The organism is Curtobacterium sp. MCBD17_008, from assembly GCF_003234475.1.
In the GTDB taxonomy this organism is placed as follows: domain Bacteria; phylum Actinomycetota; class Actinomycetes; order Actinomycetales; family Microbacteriaceae; genus Curtobacterium.
Map to the genome: position 1 here is coordinate 86,468 of NZ_QKTK01000007.1, position 20,308 is coordinate 106,775.

Genomic DNA, 20,308 nt, shown 5'->3' on the forward strand with positions numbered 1-20,308 from the left:
GTCAGCGGGCGCGAGGTCACGATCGAGAAGCACCTGCGCGTGGACGGTACGTCCGGAGGCATCGCGGACACCCGGCGGCTCTCGTCGTCCCTGACCCACCGCGACCGCCACGGCCACCAGAGCGACGAAGAGCGCGGCCGTGAGCACCAGCGCGGCCACCGCCCGCACCGAGGAGCCAGCCGCCGGTCCGGACAGTCGCCGAGCTCGAACGGTCTCGCCGAACGGCGCCGGTCCGCGTCCGGGCCGGAGCGCGATGGTCCCGAGCGCCACCACCGCAACGGCTGCCGCCACCACACCGACCAAGACGGCAACGCGAGGAGCGCCGACCAGCACCGCGACGACGACCCACGTCACCGCGACCGGACCGGCCAGCCGGAGATCGGCGACCGAAGCGCGGTGCGACCCGGCAGTACCTCCTGGGGCGGGACCATGTGCATCCGCTTCGCAGGAGCGGGAACCCTGGGGTGCCCACAGAGATGACCCGACCCCCGTGGAGCCCGTACTCGCACCCGTCGTCAAGTCCGTACTCGCACCCGTCGTCCCCGCGCTCACACCCGCACCCGGTCCCGGAGCTCGGCGAAGCGCGCGTCACCGATGCCGCTGACCTCGAGCAGGTCCTCGACGGTCCGGAACCCACCGTGCTCCTCCCGCCACGTCAGGATGCGCTGGGCCATGGCCGGACCGATCCCGGGGAGCGTCTCGAGTGTCATGGCATCGGCGGTGTTGAGGTCCACGACCGTGTCCGCCGGCACACTCCCGTCTGTGCCGTCTCCCCCGGCTGTTCCGCCCCCGCTCGCGCCTCCGGGACCATCGCCCGCCGGCAGCTCGGCGGGCACCTCGGTCTCGCCGGCACGAGGGACGTACAGCCGCTCACCGTCCACCGCGGGGCGCGCCAGGTTCAGGCGCGTGAGGTCGGCGTCCGCCGCGGCTCCCCCGGCTGCGTCGAGGGCATCGGTCACCCGGTCACCGGCATGCAACCGGACCACGCCGGGATGTGCCACCGCCCCGACCACGTACACGACGGCGACGGCGGCCGACGCTGACGGTTCCGCACCCACGCTGCCGGCACCAGCACCGGCACGAGCACCAGTTCCAGCACCAGCACCAGTTCCAGTCGGCGCAGCCGCCGACCCTGCACCGGCACCTCCGTCGCCGTCGCCGTCGGACGCCGCCACCGTCGGGGCGCCGGACACCACCGTCACGCCCGTGTCGGCGCCGCCGTCGCCATCAGTGCGCCCGCCCAGCCAGACCACGCCGACCGCGACCAGCACCACGATGCCGACGAGCACCAGGGCGGCACGGGGCGGGAGCGCGAAGCGGGACATGCCGGAACGCTACGGAGCCCGGTTCATCGATCCGCCCACGCAGGATGCACCTGTGGACGACCGCCCACCCTCGGTCAGATGTGGAAGGTCGTCCTCCGCTCAATGACGGGCATCCTCGGACTGACCTGCGGCCTCAGCGCTTGTCCTGGTTCTTCAGGCTCCAGACGGCTCGGCGCAGGGTCATCGGCGCCACGAGCAGCAACAACAGCCACGAGGCGATGTTCGCGGTGTTGAGGACGGCGTTCACGAGGGCCACGAACAGGAGCAGGCTCGACGAGACCACCGTGGTCCACGCGAACCAACGGGGCCACGGGCGCTGTGTCGTCACGTCGTGATCGTACCGATCCCGTGCAGGCGACGCGTACCCAACCCGGTGCCGGACTCCTCCCACGCGATCTCGGTGCCGTCCCCGACGGCGACGACACCGGAGGCGGTGTCGGCAGTCCTGGCGTACGGCATGCCCCGGCTGCTACCCCTTGATCGCGATGTTCACGAGCTTCGGCGCCCGCACGATGACCTTCACGATCTCGCGGTCGCCGATGTACCGCTGCACCGACTTCGATGCACGCGCGAGCTGCTCGAGCTCGTCCGCCTCGATGGACTTCGACACCTCGAACGAGTCGCGCACCTTGCCGTTGACCTGCACGACCGCGGTCAGGGTCTCCTGCACGAGCAGCGTCGGGTCGGCCTTCCGCCACCCGAACGTCGCGACCGGGGAGTCGTAGCCGAGCGTCTGCCACATCTCCTCGCCGGTGTACGGCGCGAAGACGCTGAGGCCCAGGGCGATGGTCTCGGCGGCCTCGCGCACGGCCGGGTCGGCGGCACCGGGCCCGCTGTCGATCGCCTTGCGGGTGACGTTCACCAGGTCCATGAGCCGCGCGATCACGACGTTGAACTTGAACGACTCCATCAGGCCCGGGGCGTCGGACAGGAAACGGTGGGTGGCCTGGCGGACACCACGGTCCCCGGTGGACCACACCGCGTCGGGCGTCGAGGTGACGTCGACGGCGATGCGGTACGCGCGGGCCAGGAAGCGTGCGGAGGCCGCCGGCGAGACGTCCTCCCAGTTGATGTCGTCCTCGGGGGGCCCCGCGAAGCCCATCACGAGACGGATCGCGTCGACGCCGTGTGCGTCGAGCTCGTCGCCGAGCGAGACGCCGCCCTTCGACTTCGACATCTTCGAGCCACCGGAGAGCACCATGCCCTGGTTGAGCAGCGCCGAGAACGGCTCGGTGAAGTCGAGGTAGCCGAGGTCGAAGAGCACCTTCGTGACGAAGCGTGCGTAAAGCAGGTGCAGGATCGCGTGCTCGACGCCGCCGATGTACTGGTCGACCGGGGCCCACTTGTTGACGAGCGCCGGGTCGAACGCCTGCGTCTCGTCCTGCGGGGACAGGAAGCGCAGGAAGTACCACGACGAGTCGACGAAGGTGTCCATCGTGTCCGGGTCGCGGCGGGCGGGGCTGCCGTCGACCGGGTTCGGCACGTTGACCCACTCGGTCGCGCCACCGAGGGGCGACGTGCCCTTCGGCTTGAGGTCGAGGCCCTCGGTGTCCGGCAGGACCACGGGCAGCTGGTCCTCGGGCACCGGGTACTGGGTGCCGTCCTCACCGTGGATGATCGGGATCGGGGTGCCCCAGAAGCGCTGGCGGGAGATGAGCCAGTCACGCAGGCGGTACGTCTTGGCGGCGCGTCCGGTGCCGCGCTCCTCGAGCAGGCCGATCGCCGCGGTGATGGCGTGCTGCTTGCTCATGCCGTCGAGCGGTCCGGAGTTGATCATCCGGCCCTGCCCGGTGAGTGCCTCCCCCGTGGAGACCGGGTCGAGCGCCGGCAGGTCCTCGAGCGTCGCGCCCTCGGGGATGACCGGGATCGCGCCGGTGACGGCCTGGTTCGTGTCGACGACCACCTTGACGGGCAGGTCGAAGGCGCGGGCGAAGTCGAGGTCGCGCTGGTCGTGCGCGGGGACGGCCATGACGGCTCCGTGCCCGTAGTCGGCGAGGACGTAGTCGGCAGCCCAGAGCGGCAGGCGCTCCCCGGTGAGCGGGTGGATCGCCGAGCGGCCGAGCGGCACACCGGTCTTCGGGCGGTCGGCGTTCTGCCGGTCGATGTCCGACGCCTTCTGCGTGGCGACCAGGTACTCCTGGAAGGCGGCGCGGGTGGCGTCGTCGACGGACGGGTCGGCGACGAGTTCCGCGGCCAGGTCCGAGTCGGGCGCCACGACCAGGAAGGTCACACCGTGGATGGTGTCCGGGCGGGTGGTGAAGACCGTGACGGGCTCGTCCCGACCCTCGATGACGAAGTCGACGTCGGCGCCGACCGAGCGGCCGATCCAGTTGCGCTGCATCGCGATGACCTTCGACGGCCACCGTCCCTCGAGCTGGTTCAGGTCGTCGAGCAGCCGGTCCGCGTAGTCGGTGATCTTGAAGTACCACTGCGTGAGCTTCTTCTTGACGACGACGGCGCCGGAACGGTCCGAGGTGCCGTCGGGCAGGACCTGCTCGTTGGCCAGGACGGTCTGGTCCACCGGGTCCCAGTTGACCCAGCTGTCCTTTCGGTACGCCAGGCCCTTCTCGTACATCTTGAGGAACAGCCACTGGTTCCACTTGTAGTACTCGGGGTCCGAGGTGTGGATCTCGGTGGACCAGTCGAACGACGGCGCGTAGCGCTTGAAGGAGGCCTTCTGCTGCGCGATGTTCGCGTAGGTCCAGTCCTTCGGGTCGACGCCCCGCTTGATCGCCGCGTTCTCGGCGGGCAGCCCGAACGAGTCCCAGCCGATGGGGTGGAGCACGTTGAAGCCCTGCTGCCGCCAGTACCGCGCCACGAAGTCGCCGAGCGCCCAGTTCTCGGCGTGCCCCATGTGCAGGTCACCGGACGGGTACGGGAACATCTCGAGGATGTACTTGCGCGGGCGCTTGTCGTCGGGGTCGGCGGTGAAGAGGCCGAGCTCTTCCCACCGTGCCTGCCACTTCTCCTGGATGCGCCGGAAGTCGTAGGTGTGCGGGTCCTCGACGTGCTGCTCGATGGTCACGGTCCACAACGATACAAGCCGGGAGGCTCCTCCTGCGTCCTCCGGTCGGCTCACGCCGCGAGCAGGCGTCCGTCCGCCATCCGGAGGGTCCGGTCGACGAGGTCGGCCGGCACCGGCACGTGGGAGACGACGAGGAGTGTGCGCCCCGCTGCGCGGGCCGCCGACACCAGGTCGCGCAGGACGGCGTCGCCGAGGTCGGGGTCGATGTCGGCGGTCGGTTCGTCGAGCACGAGGACCGGGAACGCGTGCAGGAGCGCTCGCGCTAGCGCCAGTCGGTGGGCCTGCCCGCCGGACACGAGCGTCCCGCGCTCCCCCACGCCCGCGTCGAGTCCACCGCGTCGGGCCACCCACTCGCCGAGACCGACGCGGTCGAGCACCGCGAGCAGGTCCGCGTCCGTCGCACTGTCCCTGGCGAACAGCAGGTTCTGGCGGACCGACTGGTCGAACACGAACGGGTCCTGCTCGATGAGCCCCACCCGGGCGCGGACGGCGTCGGGGTGCAGCGTCCGCGCCTCCACGCCGTCCAGCGTGTAGCTGCCCGTGTGCTCGACGAAGCGGACGAGTGCGTCGACGAGGGACGACTTGCCCGACCCGCTCGGCCCGCGCAGCACGACGACCTCGCCGGGCTCGAGGTCGAACGACACCCCGTCCACCGCAGGTGCCGCGGTACCGGGCCACCGGACGGAGAGGTCCCGCACGCGGACGGCCACGGTCGCGGGCGCGGCGAGTTCCTCGGCGGGGGCCGCGGCGTCCGGCTCCGGTACCAGGCCTGCGGGCAGCTCGGCGGGCACGACCTGCTCGACACGCTCCGCGGCCGCGCGCACCCGGCGCAGGGTCAGGACCGCCAGCGGCACGACGCCGACGACCTCGAACAGGGCGAGCGGGACGAACACCGCCAGCGCCCAGAGCGGACCGTCGAGGGCACCCGACACCACCGCGGGCGCACCGACGGCGAGGACACCGAGGACGGCGGCACCGCCGACGAGCCCGACGAGCGCGCCGACGAGGGACTCCACCGCCCCGCGGCGACGGACGGCACGCGTGACGCGGTCGTCCAGCCGCGCGATGTGCGCGAGCCGTTCCTCGAGGGTGCCGTACGCGGTGAAGACGTCGAGCGTCCGCACGGTGTCGAGCACGAGGTCGGCGACGTGCCCGCGGTCCGCAGCGGTCTCCCGGTCCGACCGGGTCGCGACGACGCTCGTGACGACCGTGCCGACGAGCGCGGTGACGCCGAGCGCCAGCAGGAGCACGAGGGCGGCCGGCGGGGACACGAACGCGACCGCGACCACGGAGAGCAGAGCCGTGACCCCGGCCGAGACGAGCGGGCCGACCACCCGGATGGGCAGGTCCTGCAGGCGGTCGGTGTCGGTGACCAGCCGTGTCAGGAGGTCGCCGCGACCGGACGACCCGAGTCCGGCCGGCGCGACGGAGGCGAGTCTGCGGTACATCTCGGTGCGCACGACGGCGAGTTGCCGGAACGATGCGTCGTGACCGGACAGGCGGTCGACGTACCGGAGGGCGGCGCGGCCGAGCGCGAAGGCGCGGACGCCGACCATGACGAGGGTGAGGTACAGGATCGGCGGGTGCTCGGCGGCCCGGGTGATGAGGTACCCGCTCGCGGCGAGGAGCGCGACGGCGCACAACGCGCTGAGCACGCCGGCGGCGACCGCCTTCGCCCATCCGCGACCACGGGGCATCGCGAGCCGGAGGACCGACGGAGGACGGGCCTCCCGGGCGGTCCCGGTCGTGCCGTCGGGCGCGCTCATGCGGACACCGCCTGCGCGGTCCGGACGGCGACCGAGCCGTCGGGGGTGGTCGACACGACGACGTCGGCCGCTGCGACGACGGCCGGACGGTGGCTGGCGACGACCACGACCGCGCCGCCGTCCGCGAGCCGCCGCACGGCGGCGACCACGAGCGCCTCGGACTCGGCATCGAGCGCCGACGTCGGCTCGTCGAGGAGCACCAGCGGCGTGCTGGCGGTCGCGGCCCGGTACAGCCCGCGCGCCACGGCGACGCGTTGCGCCTCACCGCCCGACAGTCCGGCACCGCCGGAGCCGACCGCCAGGCCCGGGTCCACGCCCAGCCCGACCGCACCGAGCGCGCTCCGTACCTGTGCGGCGTCGCCTCCGGCGGCGGACAGGGTCACGTTCTCGGCGACGGTGCCGCGGACGAGCCGCGCCCGCTGGTCCACCCAGGTGGTCCGGTCCGCCACGGACACGTCGGCCGGACCGGGGACGACGACCGTGCCCTCGTGCGGGAGCACACCGCGGAGTGCGGCGAGGAGGCTCGACTTGCCGGATCCGCTCGGTCCGGCGAGCGCGACCACGGTCCCGGCGGGAGCGGTCAGGTCGACCGGGCCGATGACGACGTCCGGCCGGTGCACGGTCACGCCGCTGAGGACCAGCGCGCCGGCGTCCCCGGTCCCCGTCGGCCGGCTGGGCACCGTCGACGACTCGGGGACGGCCTGCTGCGGGTCGGCGTGCTGAGGCTCGGCGAGCACGTCGAGGACGGCCTGCGAGGCCTCGACCCCGTCCTGGGCCGCGTGGAAGTCGGCGCCGACCTGCCGGATCGGGGCGAACGCCTCGGGTGCGAGGACGAGCACGAACATCGCCGCGCCGAGGCCGAGCGACCCGTCCACGAGCCGGATGCCGATCGACACCGCGACCAGGGCGACGGACAGGCTCGCGGCGAGTTCGAGCGCGAACCCGCTGACGAACGACAGTCGGAGCACGCCCAGGGTGCCGCGGCGGTACTCGTCGGTGACCCGGTCGATCCGACCGACCTGCCGCCGGGCCCGTCCGAACACCTTGAGGGTCGCCAGGCCCTCGACCGCCTCCGTGAACGCCCCGCCGAGTCGGGCGAGCGCGTCCGCCTGACGGCGCTGCAGTGTCTGCGTGGCCAGACCGATGAGGACCATGAAGACCGGGATGACCGGCATCGCGCACACGATGACGACGGCGCTCGTCAGGTCCCCGAGCGCGATCGCGACCACGAGGACCGGGGTCGCGACCGCCGTGAGCGCGAGCTGCGGCAGGTAGCGGCCGAAGTACGCGTCGAGGGCGTCGAGACCCGGACCGAGCGTCGTGGCGAACCCGGCGCTCGACCGACCGGCGAGCCACCCGGGGCCCCGGTCGGCCGCGCGCCGGAGCACGGCGGCGCGGAGTTCGCTCTTCACGCGGGCCCCCGCGCGCGCCGCCAGGTCGTCGGTGGCCCATGCCGCGAGCGCGCGGAGCAGGAACGCCGCGCCGAGGAGCGCGAGTGTGGCCGGGAACGTCCCGGGCACCTGCCCGTCCCGGACCGCGTCGACGACCTGGGTCACCGCCGCGGCGATGCCCCAGGCGATCCCGATGGTGGCGGTCGTCCGCACCACGCCCGTCCCGGCGGCGGCGAGGACGAACCCGCGCGCGGTCCGGGACAGCCGGAGCAGACGGGGGTCGAGCGGCTTCATCCGGGCCTCCTGGTCAGTGCGCGGCCTGCGCGACGGTCGCGCGCGAGACCCGCTTGCGGAAGACCCAGTACGTCCACGCCTGGTACGCGAGCACGAGCGGCAGGAACACCACCGCGACCCAGCTCATCACGGTCAACGTGTAGTCGCCGGAGGAGGCGTTCGCGACGGTGAGGCTGTTCGCCGGGTCGTTCGACGCCGGCATGACGTCGGGGAACACGGCGGTGAACATGGCCAGGACGACCGCGCCGATCGTGACGGCCATGAGCGTGAACGCTCGCCCCTCCCGCCCGCGGGCGGCGCAGAGGACCGCGACCACCAGCGCGACCGCGGCGACGGCGGACAGCACGAGCGACGCCGGGGTGGCGCGGACGGACGCCATCGTGACGAGGAACGCGGCGGCCACCGCGATGGTGAGGACACCGGAGCGCTTCGCCAGCCGGATGGCCCGCTCACGCATCTCCCCCTCGGTCTTCAGCGCGACGAAGACGACGCCGTGCGTGAAGAACACCAGGAGCGTCGTCACGCCGGTGAGCAGGGCGAAGGGGTTGAGCAGGTCGAACAGGGTGCCGGTGTAGTCGTGCCCAGCGTCCATCGGGATCCCCCGCACGACGTTGCCGAACGCGACGCCCCACAGGAACGACGGCACCGCGCTGCCGACGATGATCATGAGGTCGAAGCGGCGCTTCCACTCGAGGCGCTTGTCCTGGTGGCGGTACTCGAACGACACCCCGCGGGCGATGAGCGCGGCCAGGATGAGCAGCAGCGCCAGGTAGAAGCCGGAGAACATCGTCGCGTACCACTCCGGGAACGCCGCGAACAGGCACGCTCCGGCGACGATGACCCAGGTCTCGTTGAGGTCCCAGACGGGGCCGATGGTGTTGATGAGCACGCGTCGGTCGGTGTCGTCCTTGCCGAGGAACGGCAGGGACATCCCGACACCGAAGTCGAACCCGTCGAGCACGAAGTACCCGACGAAGAACAGTCCGACGATCGCGAACCAGAGAACAGGCAGGTCCATCTCAGTACACCGTCACTTCGTGCTCGACCTCGCCGGTCTCCTCGTCGACCGCGGCCGGAGCGGCCGGGCCCTCCTGGGCGACCTTCTTGATGAGTCGGAACTCGACCACCGCGAGGGATCCGTAGATGAGCGTGAACACGACGAGCGAGATGAGCACCTCGAGGCCGGTCACGTTCGGGGAGACGCCGTCGGCGGTCTTCAGCAGTCCGAACACGAGCCACGGCTGGCGGCCCATCTCGGTGAAGACCCAGCCGACGATCATCGCGGCCATCGGCAGCGGGACCGCCCAGATCGCGATGCGCCAGATCCAGCGCTGCTGCGGGAAGCGGCCCTTGCGGGTGAGCCACAGCCCGGCGAGCGACACCATCACGGCGCCGACGCCGAGGGCGATCATCCAGCGGAAGGACCAGTAGGTCACCCAGATGACCGGCTTGTAGTCCCCGGGGCCGTACACCTGCGTGTACTGCGCCTGCAGGTCGTTGATGCCCTCGACCGTGCCGGTGAACGTGTGGGTCGACAGGAAGGAGAGCAGGTACGGGATGCGGATCGAGAACAGCTCGCGGACACCGTCGGGGGTGCCGAGGGTGAAGACCGAGAACGAGGCGTCCTTGCCGGTCGCGGTGCCGTAGAGTGCCTCGGCCGCGGCCATCTTCATCGGCTGCGTCTCGACCATGGTCAGGCCGAGCTGATCCCCGGTGAGGACGGTGAGCGCCCCGGCCGCGACCATCGTCCACAGCCCGAACTTGAGCGCCGGCATCATCGTCTCGAGGTTCTGGTTGCGCGAGAGGTGGAACGCGGCGACCGAGATGATCACGCCGGCCGCGACCATGAAGCACGCGAAGACGGTGTGCGGGAACGCGGCGAGGGCGACCTTGTTGCCGAGGACGGCCCAGATGTCGGTGAGCTCCGCTCGGCCCTTGGCCTCGTTCAGCGCGTACCCGACCGGGTGCTGCATGAAGGCGTTGGCGGCGATGATGAAGTACGCCGACATGATCGTGCCCGCGCTGACGCACCAGATGCTCGCCAGGTGGAGCTTCTTCGGCAGGCGGTCCCAGCCGAAGATCCAGACGCCGATGAAGGCCGCCTCGAAGAAGAACGCCAGGATGCCCTCGAGCGCGAGCGGGGCACCGAAGACGTCGCCGACGAACCGCGAGTAGTCCGACCAGTTCATCCCGAACTGGAACTCCTGCACGATGCCGGTGACGACACCCATCGCGAAGTTGATGAGGAAGATGCGCCCGAAGAAGCGGGTCAGCTGCAGGTAGTGCGCGCGACCGGTGCGGACCCAGGCCGTCTGGAACACCGCGACGACGACCGCCATGCCGATCGTCAGCGGGACGAAGAGGAAGTGGTAGATCGTCGTCAGACCGAACTGCCACCGCGACAGGAGGAGCGGATCGAGGAGGTCGTTCATGCGGCCGGGCCCGTCGGGATCGCCGCGCGCTGTTCGTGCACGTTGAGATGCTTCCTGTGGAAGGGGTTCTGCTCGTTGCCGTCACGTCGTCGGGACCCTTCGACGGTACTGCTGGACGCCCCACTTCGACAAGTTGTAGAGACCCCTCCTGCACATACGTGCACGGCTCCTGCACGGCACAACCGTGCGGAACACATGTCACTCCGGGGGCACATCCGTGCGGAACAGCTGTGCCCGTCGACACCCCTCCCGGGAACGGCGACAGGCGCCGGGCTGGAGGCCCGACGCCTGTCTTCGAGAACGAGGATCCGCCTCCTAGAGGAGACCCTTCTCCGTCAGGAACTCCTTGGCGATGTCCGCGGACTTCTCCTTGTCGACCGTGCTCTTCGTGTTCAGGTCGATGAGCGCTTCGGTCGTCAGGACCTCGCTGACCTCGTCGATCGCGTCGGCGGCCTTCTCGTCGACCTTGTCGGACACGACCGGCGTGACGTTCTGCGGCACGATGAGGTTCTCCGGGTCCTTCAGCGTGACGAAGCCGTTCGCCTTGATGCTCGGGTCCGCGGTGTAGATGTCGGCGAGCTGGACGGTGCCGTCCTTGAGCGCCTTGACCGTGAGCGCGCCGCCCGAGTCCTCGATCGCCTTCGACTCGACGTCGACGCCGTACACGGACTTGAGGCCCTTCGGGCCGTACGGCCGCGTCTGGTTCTCGGAGTTCGCCCCGACGGTCAGCTTCTCCTTCACGTTCTTCAGGTCGGCCAGGCTCGTCACGTCGTTCTCCTCGGAGAACTCCTTCGTCACGGTGTAGCTGTCCTGGTCGGTGGCCTCGGCGGCGTCCAGGGCACGGATGCCCTTCGGCAGCGCCGACTCGAGCTCGTCGGCGATGTCCGACTCGCTCTTCGCGGTCGAGTCCTTGTCGTAGTACTGCAGCAGGTTGCCGCTGTACTCCGGCATCACGTCGACCGCGCCCTTCTGCAGCTGGGGAAGGTAGACCTCGCGCTGACCGATCTGGTAGTTGCGCTCGACCGTGAAGCCGTCCTTCTCGAGGACCTGCGCGTAGAGCTCGGCGATGATCTCGTTCGAGTAGTAGGCCTGCGACCCGACGACGATGGTCTTCGAGTCGGACGGGGCGCTGGAGCCGCTGTCGAGCGGGCTGCTGGACGAGCAGCCGGCGAGTGCCGCTGCCGCGCCCAGGGCGACCGCTGCGGCGAGGCCGGCGCGGAGCTTGGGTGCTGTGATCACGAGGGGGTTCCTTCCGGGATGGGTTTGCGGGGCCGCTCACGCGATCCCGAGCGTCGTCGTGACCCGCGCTCGGCGACGCCCGCGGGCACCACCGCCCGCTGGAGCACGGCGAAGACGACTTCGAACGCGATCGCCAGGACGATCACGAGGACGGAGGCGCCGAGCATCATGGCGTAGTCCTGGGTCTTGAGCCCGAGGAACACGTAGCCGCCGAGGCCACCGGATCCGACGTACGCGGCGAGGGTGGCGGTCGCGACGACCTGCAGCACGGCGGCACGGATGCCGCCGACGAGCAGTGGGAGCCCGAGGGGGATCTCGACCTTGGTCAGGATCTGCCACCCGGTCATGCCCTGTGCGCGTGCCGCGTCGACGGTGACCGGGTCGACGGACTCGATCCCGGCGTAGGCACCGGCGAGCACCGACGGGATCGCCAGGATGACGAGCGCGAGCAGCGGCGCCTGCAGGTTCACGCCGAGCAGGAGGCCGAACAGTGTCAGCACGCCGAGGGTCGGCAGCGCGCGGACGCCGCCGGAGAGCGCGATCGCGACGCCGCGCGCCCTGCCGGTGTGGCCGATGAGGTACCCGATCGGCACGGCGATCACCGCGGCGATGACGACGGCGACCAGAGAGATCCAGACGTGCTCCCACAGCCGGACCGGGATGCCGTTCGGGCCCGGGTAGTTGGCGGGGTCGAGCACCCACGCGAAGGCCTGTCCGATGATCACGAGGACACCTCCGCGGTCTGCAGCACGCGCCGCGCGGCCCGCTCCGACCCGGTCGACGCGCGCGTCCACGGCATCACCATCCGGCCGATCAGCACGAGCAGCCCGTCGATCGCGAACGCGAGGACGAGGACCATGACGATGCCCGCCACGATCTCCTCCGGGATGTTCCGCCCGATGCCGTCGGTGAACAGCGACCCGAGACTCCGGATGCCGAGCACCGCGCCGACCGTGGTGAGCGAGATGGTCGACACCGACACGACCCGGAGACCGGCGAGCAGGACCGGACCGGCGAGCGGCAGGTCGACGCGGAAGAAGCGCTGCACGCCGGAGTAGCCCATCGCCGTCGCCGCCGACGTGGTTGCCGGGTCGACCGACCCGAGCCCGTCCACGGTCGACCGCACCATGAGCGCGAGGCCGTACAGCGTCAACCCGACGACGACGTTGACGGGGTCCTGCAGCCCGGTGCCAATGATGCCGGGCAGCGCGATGAAGAGCGGGAGTGACGGTACGGCGTAGAGCAGCCCGGCGACGGTGACGATGCCGCCGCCGAACCCGCTGCTGAGTCGCGCGGCGCCGGGACGACGGAGTCGGACGACCAGCCACCCGATCGGGATCGACACCAGGAACGCGATGACGATCGGCGGCAGGGCGACGGCCAGGTGCGCCAGCGTGTCGTCCCCGATCGTGTCGAGGTTCGACAGCACCCACTTCACCGGGTGCTCCCACCCTGCGCCGCAGCACCCGGGACGCGTGCGGGCGTCCCGGCCTCGGAGCGGACAGCGGCAGCGGCGTCGACGACGCCTGTGGGACCGGTCAGGACGCCGGCGGCGCGGCCGTCCCCGTCGACGACGATCGGACCGGTCGGGGTCTGTTCGACCCGGAGCGCGCGGCGCCCCCGCCCGGCTCCGATGAAGTTCGCGACGAAGTCGTCGGCCGGCGCGGACAGGATCTCCGCCGGGGTGCCGAGCTGGGCGATCTCGCCGCCCTTCTTGAGGATGACGACCTGGTCGCCGAGCTTGAACGCCTCGTCGATGTCGTGCGTCACGAAGACGACGGTCTTGCCGAGCTCGCGCTGGAGCCGGATCAGCTCGTCCTGCAGGTCGTTGCGCACGAGGGGGTCGACGGCACCGAACGGTTCGTCCATCAGGAGGATGTTCGGGTCGACGGCGAGCCCGCGGGCCACACCGACCCGCTGCTGCTGGCCGCCGGAGAGCTGGGAGGGGTACCGGTCCGCGAGGGAGCGGTCGAGGCCGACGGTGTCCATGAGCTCGAGGGCACGCGCCCGCGCGTCCGCCTTCGGGACCCCGGTCAGCACCGGCACCGTGGCGATGTTGTCCGCGACCTTCCGGTGCGGCAGCAGGCCGGCGTTCTGCATGACGTAGCCGATCCGGCGGCGGAGCTGCACGGGGTCGACGCCGGCGATGTCCTCGCCGTCGATCTGGACGGAACCCGCCGTGGGGTCGATCATCCGGTTGATCATCCGGAGCAGCGTGGTCTTGCCGCATCCACTCGATCCGACGAACACCGTCGTGGTCCGCGAGGGGATCACGAGGTCGAACGACTCGACGGCGGTCGTGCCGTCCGGGTAGGTCTTGCGCACCGAGCGGAACTCGATCATGGGTGCCCTTCTTGGTGGAGGTAGCCCGACTCCGGAGACAGTACAGGTCCGGGCCCATACCGGTCCGGTCGTGTCGGCGCATGACGCCTGGCGGACATCGGTGCGGTTCCCGCGCAGTCCGGACAGGTCCGGACGCACGGACGCCCGCCCCTCGTGTTCGGAGGGACGGGCGTCGCGGTTCGGTCCGGCGAACGACCGGTCAGGAGGCTCGGATCACCGACTCCAGGTAGGGCCGGCTCATCGCGCGGTACGCGTCGATGAGCGCGTGGTCCGGGTTCTCGCGGTCGACGTGCGCACGGGCCAGGACGGCGTGCGCCGACTCGGCGAGCACGACCCAGGCGCGGCTCAGCGCCTCCGACTGCGGCAGGTCGAAGCGCTCCCGCATGACGACGCCGACGGCACCGCCCAGGGCCGCCAGCCGGTCGGCGTCCTCGTCCCCGGAGGTGGTGTCGATGTCGGCGAAGCGGATCGCCCGGAAGCCGGGCTCGGTGCGGTACATCTCGGCGGTCATCTCGATGAGGGCGTCGCAGCCCTCCTGCCAGGTGGTGGCGCCGGACGCGTCGAGCGTCTCGACGAACCGAGCGGCGAGGCGCTGGGTGCAGCGGATCGCGAGCGCCTCGACGACGGCGATCCGATCCGGGAAGTACCGGTAGACCGTGCCGATGGACGCTCCGGCACGTTCGGCGACCATGGCGGTCGTCAGGCGCTCGAACCCGATCTCGTCGATCACCGCCGCGGCGGCGTCGAGCAGACCTGCGAGGCGGGCCGAGCTCCGTGCCTGGACCGGCTCGTTCCTGAGCAGTGAAGATCCCCCTGGCAGAGCGTTCGGAACCTCGGTGACGAGCACGTGTTCTCCTTCTCGCGGTGACCGCGGGCTGAATGACTGAGACGGCAACTCTGACAGAGACCGCCTTGGTCTTGGCTGCGATTCCCGGGGTGTCGGACGCTGGCGGGCCTCCTGGACACCCCTGCATGGGATGATGGTGCGATGCCCGAGACGACGCCTCCGGACCCTTCTGCGCCCCGGGACACCAGCACTCCCCCGCAGCGCGACGCCCGGTCCGTCGAACGGGAACACGACCGTCGTGAGCAGGCGCCGTGGGGCATCCAGCAGTGGGAGACGGCGATCCCCGAGCCGATCCTGCACCGCGCGGCCCGGATCGAGGACGCCGTGCAGGAGTTCCGCGAGCAGCACGCCCGGAAGCGCGGCCTGGTCCCGACCGTGATCCCGTACACGGGGTACGGCGCGCCGGGATGGGTCCGCGTGCTCTGCCGGGTGCTCCTGACCCGCCGCGGCCTGGCGTCGGACGTGTCGTACTCCGGGGTCCGCGGCTGGCGCAGCTTCACGAGCGTCGCCGTCGACCACGCCGAGGTCACGATCACTGCGGGGGGCTCGACGCACACCGTGACGAGCGACCGCGGCGGCGTGGTCGACACGATCGTCCCGATCGACCTCGAACCGGGTTGGCAGAAGATCCGGCTGTCCGCCGGCGGCATGCGCGACGTCGACGCCGACGTCTTCGTGGTGCACCCGGACACCCGCTTCGGCCTGCTCTCCGACATCGACGACACCGTGATGGTCACGAGCCTCCCCCGTCCGATGCTGGCGGCGTGGAACTCCTTCGTGCTGACCGAGCACGCCCGCCGTCCGGTGCCCGGCATGTCGGTCCTCTACGAACGCGTCCTCGCGCAGCACCCGGGCGCGCCGACGGTCTACCTGTCCACCGGTGCCTGGAACGTCGCGCCCACCCTCGGGCGGTTCCTCTCCCGCAACATGTACCCGTCCGGCACGCTCCTGCTCACCGACTGGGGCCCGACGCACGACCGCTTCTTCCGCAGCGGGCAGCAGCACAAGCAGGACAACCTGCGGCGCCTCGCCCGGGACTTCCCGGACGTGCAGTGGCTCCTCGTCGGCGACGACGGCCAGCACGACGAGCACCTGTACGGCGAGTTCGTCCGCGAGCACCCCGACAACGTCGCCGCGGTCGCCATCCGGCAGCTCTCCACGAGCGAGGCCGTCCTCGCCGGTGGCCGTTCCCGGGCGCAGGAGCGGACGAGGGACTCGACGAAGCCCTGGGTCTACGCACCCGACGGTGCCGGGCTCTGGACGGAGCTCGGCCGGGTCGGGATCGCCGACGTCGACTGACCGACCGCCCGCCCTGCTCGTCCGGACCGCGCCGCTTCGCCCGAAGTCATGCCGGGTGTGATCTGAACGCACCCTCAGCGCAGGTGCCCACGGGGACCGGGTGGTTCGATCGAGGACATGGCTCAGCGCATCGAGGACCACGCCCTCATCGGGGACTGCCACACCGCTGCTCTCGTGACGCGGGACGGTGACGTCGACTGGGCGTGCCTACCCCGGTTCGACAGTGCCTCCACCTTCGCCGCGCTGCTCGGCGACGAGCACGACGGGCAGTGGTCGCTCCGCCCGACCGACGGCACCGCGACCCCCGTCCGCCGACACGACGGCGACTCCCTCGTGTTGTCGACGGTGTGGACGACCCCGACCGGCGTCGTCGAGGTCACCGACTTCATGCCGGTCGACGAGCACCGCGCCTCGATCGTCCGGCGGGTGCGCGGCCTCACCGGCTCCGTCGAGGTGCGACAGGTGCTCCGCATCCGGTTCGGCTACGGCGACGTCCTCCCCTGGATCCGCCAGGTCGGGGACGACGACGAGCCCGTGCTCGTCGCCACGGCCGGCCCGGACGCCGTCGTCGTCCGCGGACCCCGGTTCCGCGCGGACGACCACCGGCACGTCGTGACGACGACCATCCACGACGGTGACGTCCTCGACACCACGCTCACCTGGTTCCCGTCGCACCGCGAACCCCCGGAGCCGTTCGACGTCGACGATGCACTCCACCGGACCCGCGACTGGTGGCACGACTGGACGTCCCGGACGCGGGCCGAGGGCACGTACGCGCCCGCCGTCCGGAGTTCGCTCATGTACCTGCGGGCGATGACCCACGCCGAGACCGGCGGCGTCGTGGCGGCCGCGACCACGAGCCTCCCGGAGGACCCCGGCGGCGAACGCAACTGGGACTACCGCTTCGTGTGGCTCCGCGACGCGTCCATGGCGCTCGCGTCCCTCATCGCCCACGGGTACCGCGACGAAGCCGCCGACTGGCGCAGGTGGTTGCTCCGTGCGATCGCCGGGGACCCGGACGACGTGCAGATCATGTACGGCATCGCCGGCGAACGCGAGCTGCCGGAACGGACCCTGGAACACCTGACCGGCTACGCCGACTCGACGCCGGTCCGCGTCGGCAACGGCGCGTACACGCAGTACCAGGGCGACGTGTTCGGCGAGGTGCTGTCGGCGCTGCACGACGCCCGGGAGCTCGGCGTCGAGGAGAGCGGGGCCTCGTGGTCGCTGCAACGCGCCCTGCTCGCGCACGTCGAGGAGCACTGGCAGGACGCGGACAACGGGATCTGGGAGATGCGTGGGCCGCGGCGGCACTTCACACACTCGCGGGCGATGATCTGGGCCGCCTTCGACCGCGGGGTCGCCGCCTGCGAGGAGTTCGGGCTCGAGGGACCGGTCGAACGGTGGCGGTCCCTGCGCGACCAGGTGCGCGCCGAGATCGAGGAGCACGGCTGGAACGCCGAGCGTGGCTCCTACCGGCAGCACTACGACACCGACGAGGTCGACGCCAGCCTGCTCGTCCTGCCGCAGATCGGGTACTGCCGGCCGGACGACCCGCGGATGCTCGGGACCGTCGCGGCGATCGAGGAGGACCTGCGCGTCGGCGACGACGGCCTCGTGCTGCGGTACCGGACGTCCTCCGGCTTCGACGGACTGAGCGGGACGGAGCACCCGTTCCTCGCCTGCTCGTTCTGGCTCGTCGAGCAGTACGCCGGTTCCGGGCGCCTGGCCGACGCCGAGCGGCTCATGGACGTGCTCGTCGGCTACGCGAACGACGTCGGCATGCTCTCCGAGGAGGTCGACGTCGCCACGGGGCACCACATCGGCAACACCCCGCAGGCGCTGTCGCACCTCACCCTCGTCACGGCGGCCGACGCGATCGCGCGGGCGCAGGGAGCGGCCGCGGGGCACCGGACGCGCGCGGCGCAGCACAGCGGCGGCACGGCGAGCGTCACCGGTGCCGGCGCCCGAGCGGGGAACACCGCCTGACCCGCGGGCGGGCTGCTCCGCCGTCGGCCCCCGAGGTTCCGCAATGTCGGAACGCCGCTCGGCGAGATTCCGCAACGTCGAGACCGGCTCCGCGAGGTTTCGCAATGTCGGAACCCTGCCCGGCCAGGTTCCGGAACTGCGGAACCCCGCCGTGCGCGCACGGCGTGTCCAGGAACCTCGACGAGCACACGCCCAGCCCACCACCGGCCCGGCAACGGCGGCCCGCGCGGCAACCAGCGGTCCGCTCCGTAACCAGCGCCCGGCTCGTGCCCGGAACGGACGGGAGGCCCGGTACCGACTGGTACCGGGCCTCCTGTCAAGACGTCGTGCCGTGCGTCAGGACGAGCTGACCCAGTCAGCCGGCCCACGGGAACCGGCGCGGTACTCCTCGAGCGGGACCGCTCCGGACTTCCACGCCGTGACGACCGGCTCGACGATCTCCCAGCAGCGCTCCGCCACGTCACCGCGGATGGAGAGCAGCGGGTCGTCGTGGAAGATGCCGTTGAGCACCTCGCCGTAGGGCGTCAGCTCGCCGTCGTCGAAGGACGACGACAGGGTGACCTGCCCCATCTCGAACGGGTTGCCGCCGCCGTTCGCCGAAACCGACAGCTCGATCTCGTCCGGGTTGAGGACGATGCGCAGCGTGTCGGCCTTCGGGCGACCGGTCAGGCCGGACGGCAGGCGGGTGACCGGCTTGAAGGTGATGAGCACCTCCTTGCGGCTCGCGCCGAGCGCCTTGCCCGAGCGGAGGGTGAAGGGGACGCCGGCCCAGCGGGCGGTGTCGACCTCGACCTCGATCTCGGCGAGCGTCTCGGTCGCGCGCGACGCGTCGACGCCGTCCTCCTCCTGGTACGAGGGGAGCTCTTTGCCGTCGATCGTGCCGGCGGTGTAGACCGCCCGGCGCGAGGCGATGGTGGCGTCGTCGCCCTTGAGGCGGGTGGAGCGGAGCACACGGGCCAACGAGGACCGGAACTCGACCGAGTCGATCGCGGCCGGTGCGTCCATGGTCACGAGGGCCAGGATCTGCAGCAGGTGCGACTGGATCATGTCGACGAGGGCGCCTGCCTCGTCGTAGTACTGGGCGCGGTTCTCGAGGCCGAGGGTCTCGTCGTAGAAGACGTCGACCTTCTCGATGTTCTCGGCGTTCCAGATCGGCTCGAACAGGCGGTTTGCGAAGCGCAGGCCGATGATGTTGAGCACCGTCGTGCGACCGAGGAAGTGGTCGGTGCGGTGGACCCGCTCCTCCGGCACCAGCTCGAGCACGGTCTTGTTGAGTGCCTCGGCCGACGCGACGTCGGTGCCGAACGGCTTCTCGAACGCGAGGGTGGTGCCCTCGGGGAGCTCGACGCCCTGCAGGGCCTCGCAGATGTCCGAGGCGATCTGCGGCGGGAGGGCGAAGTACAGGATCGGCTCGGCGTCGGCCGCGGCGAGCAGCGCCTTCAGGTGCTCCGGGTCGGTGGGGTCGCCCTGGATGAACTGCGTCGACTCGATGGTCGCGTCGACCTCCGGGCCCGTCACGTCCTGCGACGCGAACGACTTCGTGACGATGTCCTTCCACTGCTCCTCGCTGCGGGCGCTGCGACCCGTGCCGATGAGCTGCACCGGGACCGACCGGCCGCTCTGGAGGAACGTGCCGAGACCGGGCAGGAGGAGGCGGGAGGCGAGGTCGCCCGTCGCGCCGAAGATGATGAGGGTGCGCTTGTCGGTCACCTGAGGTGACTCCTTTCGCTTGTGGACGGTCCGCTGGACCTCAGGCCGCGAGCATGCGGTCCTCAGGACCCAAGGCCCATCGTGCCCGGGTTGTTCCCGGGCCGTTGTCGAGAAGTGGGCGATGTGGATGACCGGGGCGTCGAGCTCTCCTGTGGAGGCCCGGATCACCCCGGACGCAGTTCGGGCGGCACCGAGATGGTGCCGCCCGAAGCGCGTGGAGTGGAGGTCAGTGACCGAAGTTGCCGCGGTAGTACTCGTAGACCCAGCCGACCAGGGTGATCGCGACGAGCGCGAGACCAATCGGCACGATCCACAGACCAGCGGCGACGCCGAGGAAGCAGACCGCGATGGCTGCGGCCAGGAAGATCGGCCACCACGACCACGGGCTGAAGTGCCCGAGCTCGGCGTCGCCGTCCTCGATGTTCGCGTCCTGGCGGTCCTCCGGCAGCACCCCGCCCTGTGCCGACATGACGCGGCCCAGGTAGAAGGCGATGAACGCGGACATGATCCCGGTCAGGCCGATCGAGAGGGTACCGACCCACTCGATGTTGCCGTAGTAGATGACCGACCAGATCGTGTACGCGGCGTCCGCGATCACGAAGAAGATGAACAGGATCCAGAACAGATTGGTGTTGGCGCGCATGGCGT

The 20,308-nt window shown here is 71.1% G+C and carries 17 protein-coding genes; 2 read left to right on the forward strand and 15 right to left on the reverse strand.

All coding sequences use genetic code 11. The features are described from left to right. Positions 1 to 548: 548 nt before the first annotated feature. The 13 genes from DEI95_RS08570 to DEI95_RS08625 form a co-directional block, all read right to left on the reverse strand. On the reverse strand, positions 549 to 1,325 hold the full coding sequence (locus DEI95_RS08570) for a helix-hairpin-helix domain-containing protein (RefSeq protein WP_111059980.1): 777 nt from the start codon (positions 1,323 to 1,325) through the stop codon (positions 549 to 551). Between the two features lie 133 nt (positions 1,326 to 1,458). Beyond that, the gene (locus DEI95_RS08575; protein ID WP_111059981.1) at positions 1,459 to 1,653 is read right to left on the reverse strand and encodes a hypothetical protein; all 195 of its coding nucleotides are present in this window, start codon (positions 1,651 to 1,653) and stop codon (positions 1,459 to 1,461) included. Continuing rightward, positions 1,650 to 1,784, reverse strand: coding sequence for a hypothetical protein (locus DEI95_RS16970; RefSeq protein WP_258367535.1), 135 nt, complete (start codon positions 1,782 to 1,784; stop codon positions 1,650 to 1,652). Before DEI95_RS16970 ends, DEI95_RS08575 begins: the two co-directional genes overlap by 4 nt. A 10-nt stretch (positions 1,785 to 1,794) precedes the next feature. Next, positions 1,795 to 4,350 (reverse strand): leucine--tRNA ligase, encoded by a 2,556-nt coding sequence (leuS, locus tag DEI95_RS08580; RefSeq protein WP_111059982.1) that lies wholly within the window; start codon positions 4,348 to 4,350, stop codon positions 1,795 to 1,797. Positions 4,351 to 4,400: 50 nt separating this feature from the next. Beyond that, positions 4,401 to 6,116, reverse strand: coding sequence for a thiol reductant ABC exporter subunit CydC (gene cydC, locus DEI95_RS08585; RefSeq protein WP_111059983.1), 1,716 nt, complete (start codon positions 6,114 to 6,116; stop codon positions 4,401 to 4,403). Continuing rightward, complete coding sequence (cydD, locus tag DEI95_RS08590) at positions 6,113 to 7,801, reverse strand: thiol reductant ABC exporter subunit CydD (protein WP_111059984.1); 1,689 nt, start codon at positions 7,799 to 7,801, stop codon at positions 6,113 to 6,115. The genes cydC and cydD overlap by 4 nt, the downstream gene beginning before the upstream one ends. Positions 7,802 to 7,814: 13 nt before the next feature. Then, positions 7,815 to 8,819, reverse strand: coding sequence for a cytochrome d ubiquinol oxidase subunit II (cydB, locus tag DEI95_RS08595; protein WP_110825300.1), 1,005 nt, complete (start codon positions 8,817 to 8,819; stop codon positions 7,815 to 7,817). Between the two features lies 1 nt (position 8,820). Beyond that, a complete protein-coding gene (locus DEI95_RS08600) occupies positions 8,821 to 10,233 on the reverse strand; it encodes a cytochrome ubiquinol oxidase subunit I (protein WP_111059985.1) in 1,413 nt (470 codons plus the stop codon). Between the two features lie 315 nt (positions 10,234 to 10,548). Continuing rightward, on the reverse strand, positions 10,549 to 11,472 hold the full coding sequence (locus DEI95_RS08605; RefSeq protein ID WP_110889625.1) for an ABC transporter substrate-binding protein: 924 nt from the start codon (positions 11,470 to 11,472) through the stop codon (positions 10,549 to 10,551). Then, complete coding sequence (locus tag DEI95_RS08610) at positions 11,469 to 12,197, reverse strand: ABC transporter permease (RefSeq protein ID WP_110900113.1); 729 nt, start codon at positions 12,195 to 12,197, stop codon at positions 11,469 to 11,471. Before DEI95_RS08610 ends, DEI95_RS08605 begins: the two co-directional genes overlap by 4 nt. Beyond that, positions 12,194 to 12,910 carry an ABC transporter permease gene (locus tag DEI95_RS08615; protein WP_110889624.1) on the reverse strand — a complete coding sequence of 239 codons (717 nt, stop codon included), beginning with the start codon at positions 12,908 to 12,910 and terminating at the stop codon, positions 12,194 to 12,196. Before DEI95_RS08615 ends, DEI95_RS08610 begins: the two co-directional genes overlap by 4 nt. Further along, on the reverse strand, positions 12,907 to 13,815 hold the full coding sequence (locus DEI95_RS08620; RefSeq protein WP_110889623.1) for an ABC transporter ATP-binding protein: 909 nt from the start codon (positions 13,813 to 13,815) through the stop codon (positions 12,907 to 12,909). The genes DEI95_RS08615 and DEI95_RS08620 overlap by 4 nt, the downstream gene beginning before the upstream one ends. A gap of 199 nt (positions 13,816 to 14,014) precedes the next feature. Further along, positions 14,015 to 14,662 (reverse strand): TetR/AcrR family transcriptional regulator, encoded by a 648-nt coding sequence (locus DEI95_RS08625; RefSeq protein ID WP_181419594.1) that lies wholly within the window; start codon positions 14,660 to 14,662, stop codon positions 14,015 to 14,017. Positions 14,663 to 14,803: 141 nt separating this feature from the next. Here DEI95_RS08625 and DEI95_RS08630 point away from each other — a divergent pair, with 141 nt between their 5' ends. Both DEI95_RS08630 and DEI95_RS08635 read left to right on the forward strand, forming a co-directional pair. Beyond that, positions 14,804 to 15,961, forward strand: a complete 1,158-nt coding sequence (locus DEI95_RS08630; protein ID WP_111059986.1) for an App1 family protein — start codon at positions 14,804 to 14,806, stop codon at positions 15,959 to 15,961. A gap of 117 nt (positions 15,962 to 16,078) precedes the next feature. Then, positions 16,079 to 17,950, forward strand: a complete 1,872-nt coding sequence (locus tag DEI95_RS08635; RefSeq protein WP_111059987.1) for a glycoside hydrolase family 15 protein — start codon at positions 16,079 to 16,081, stop codon at positions 17,948 to 17,950. Between the two features lie 336 nt (positions 17,951 to 18,286). On the opposite strand, the gene DEI95_RS08640 is transcribed toward DEI95_RS08635, so the two are convergent. Beyond that, positions 18,287 to 19,660: a glucose-6-phosphate dehydrogenase gene (locus DEI95_RS08640; RefSeq protein WP_111059988.1), complete on the reverse strand. Its 1,374-nt coding sequence runs from the start codon at positions 19,658 to 19,660 to the stop codon at positions 18,287 to 18,289. A gap of 226 nt (positions 19,661 to 19,886) precedes the next feature. Then, complete coding sequence (locus tag DEI95_RS08645; protein WP_110825291.1) at positions 19,887 to 20,303, reverse strand: cytochrome c oxidase subunit 4; 417 nt, start codon at positions 20,301 to 20,303, stop codon at positions 19,887 to 19,889. Positions 20,304 to 20,308 lie beyond the last annotated feature (5 nt).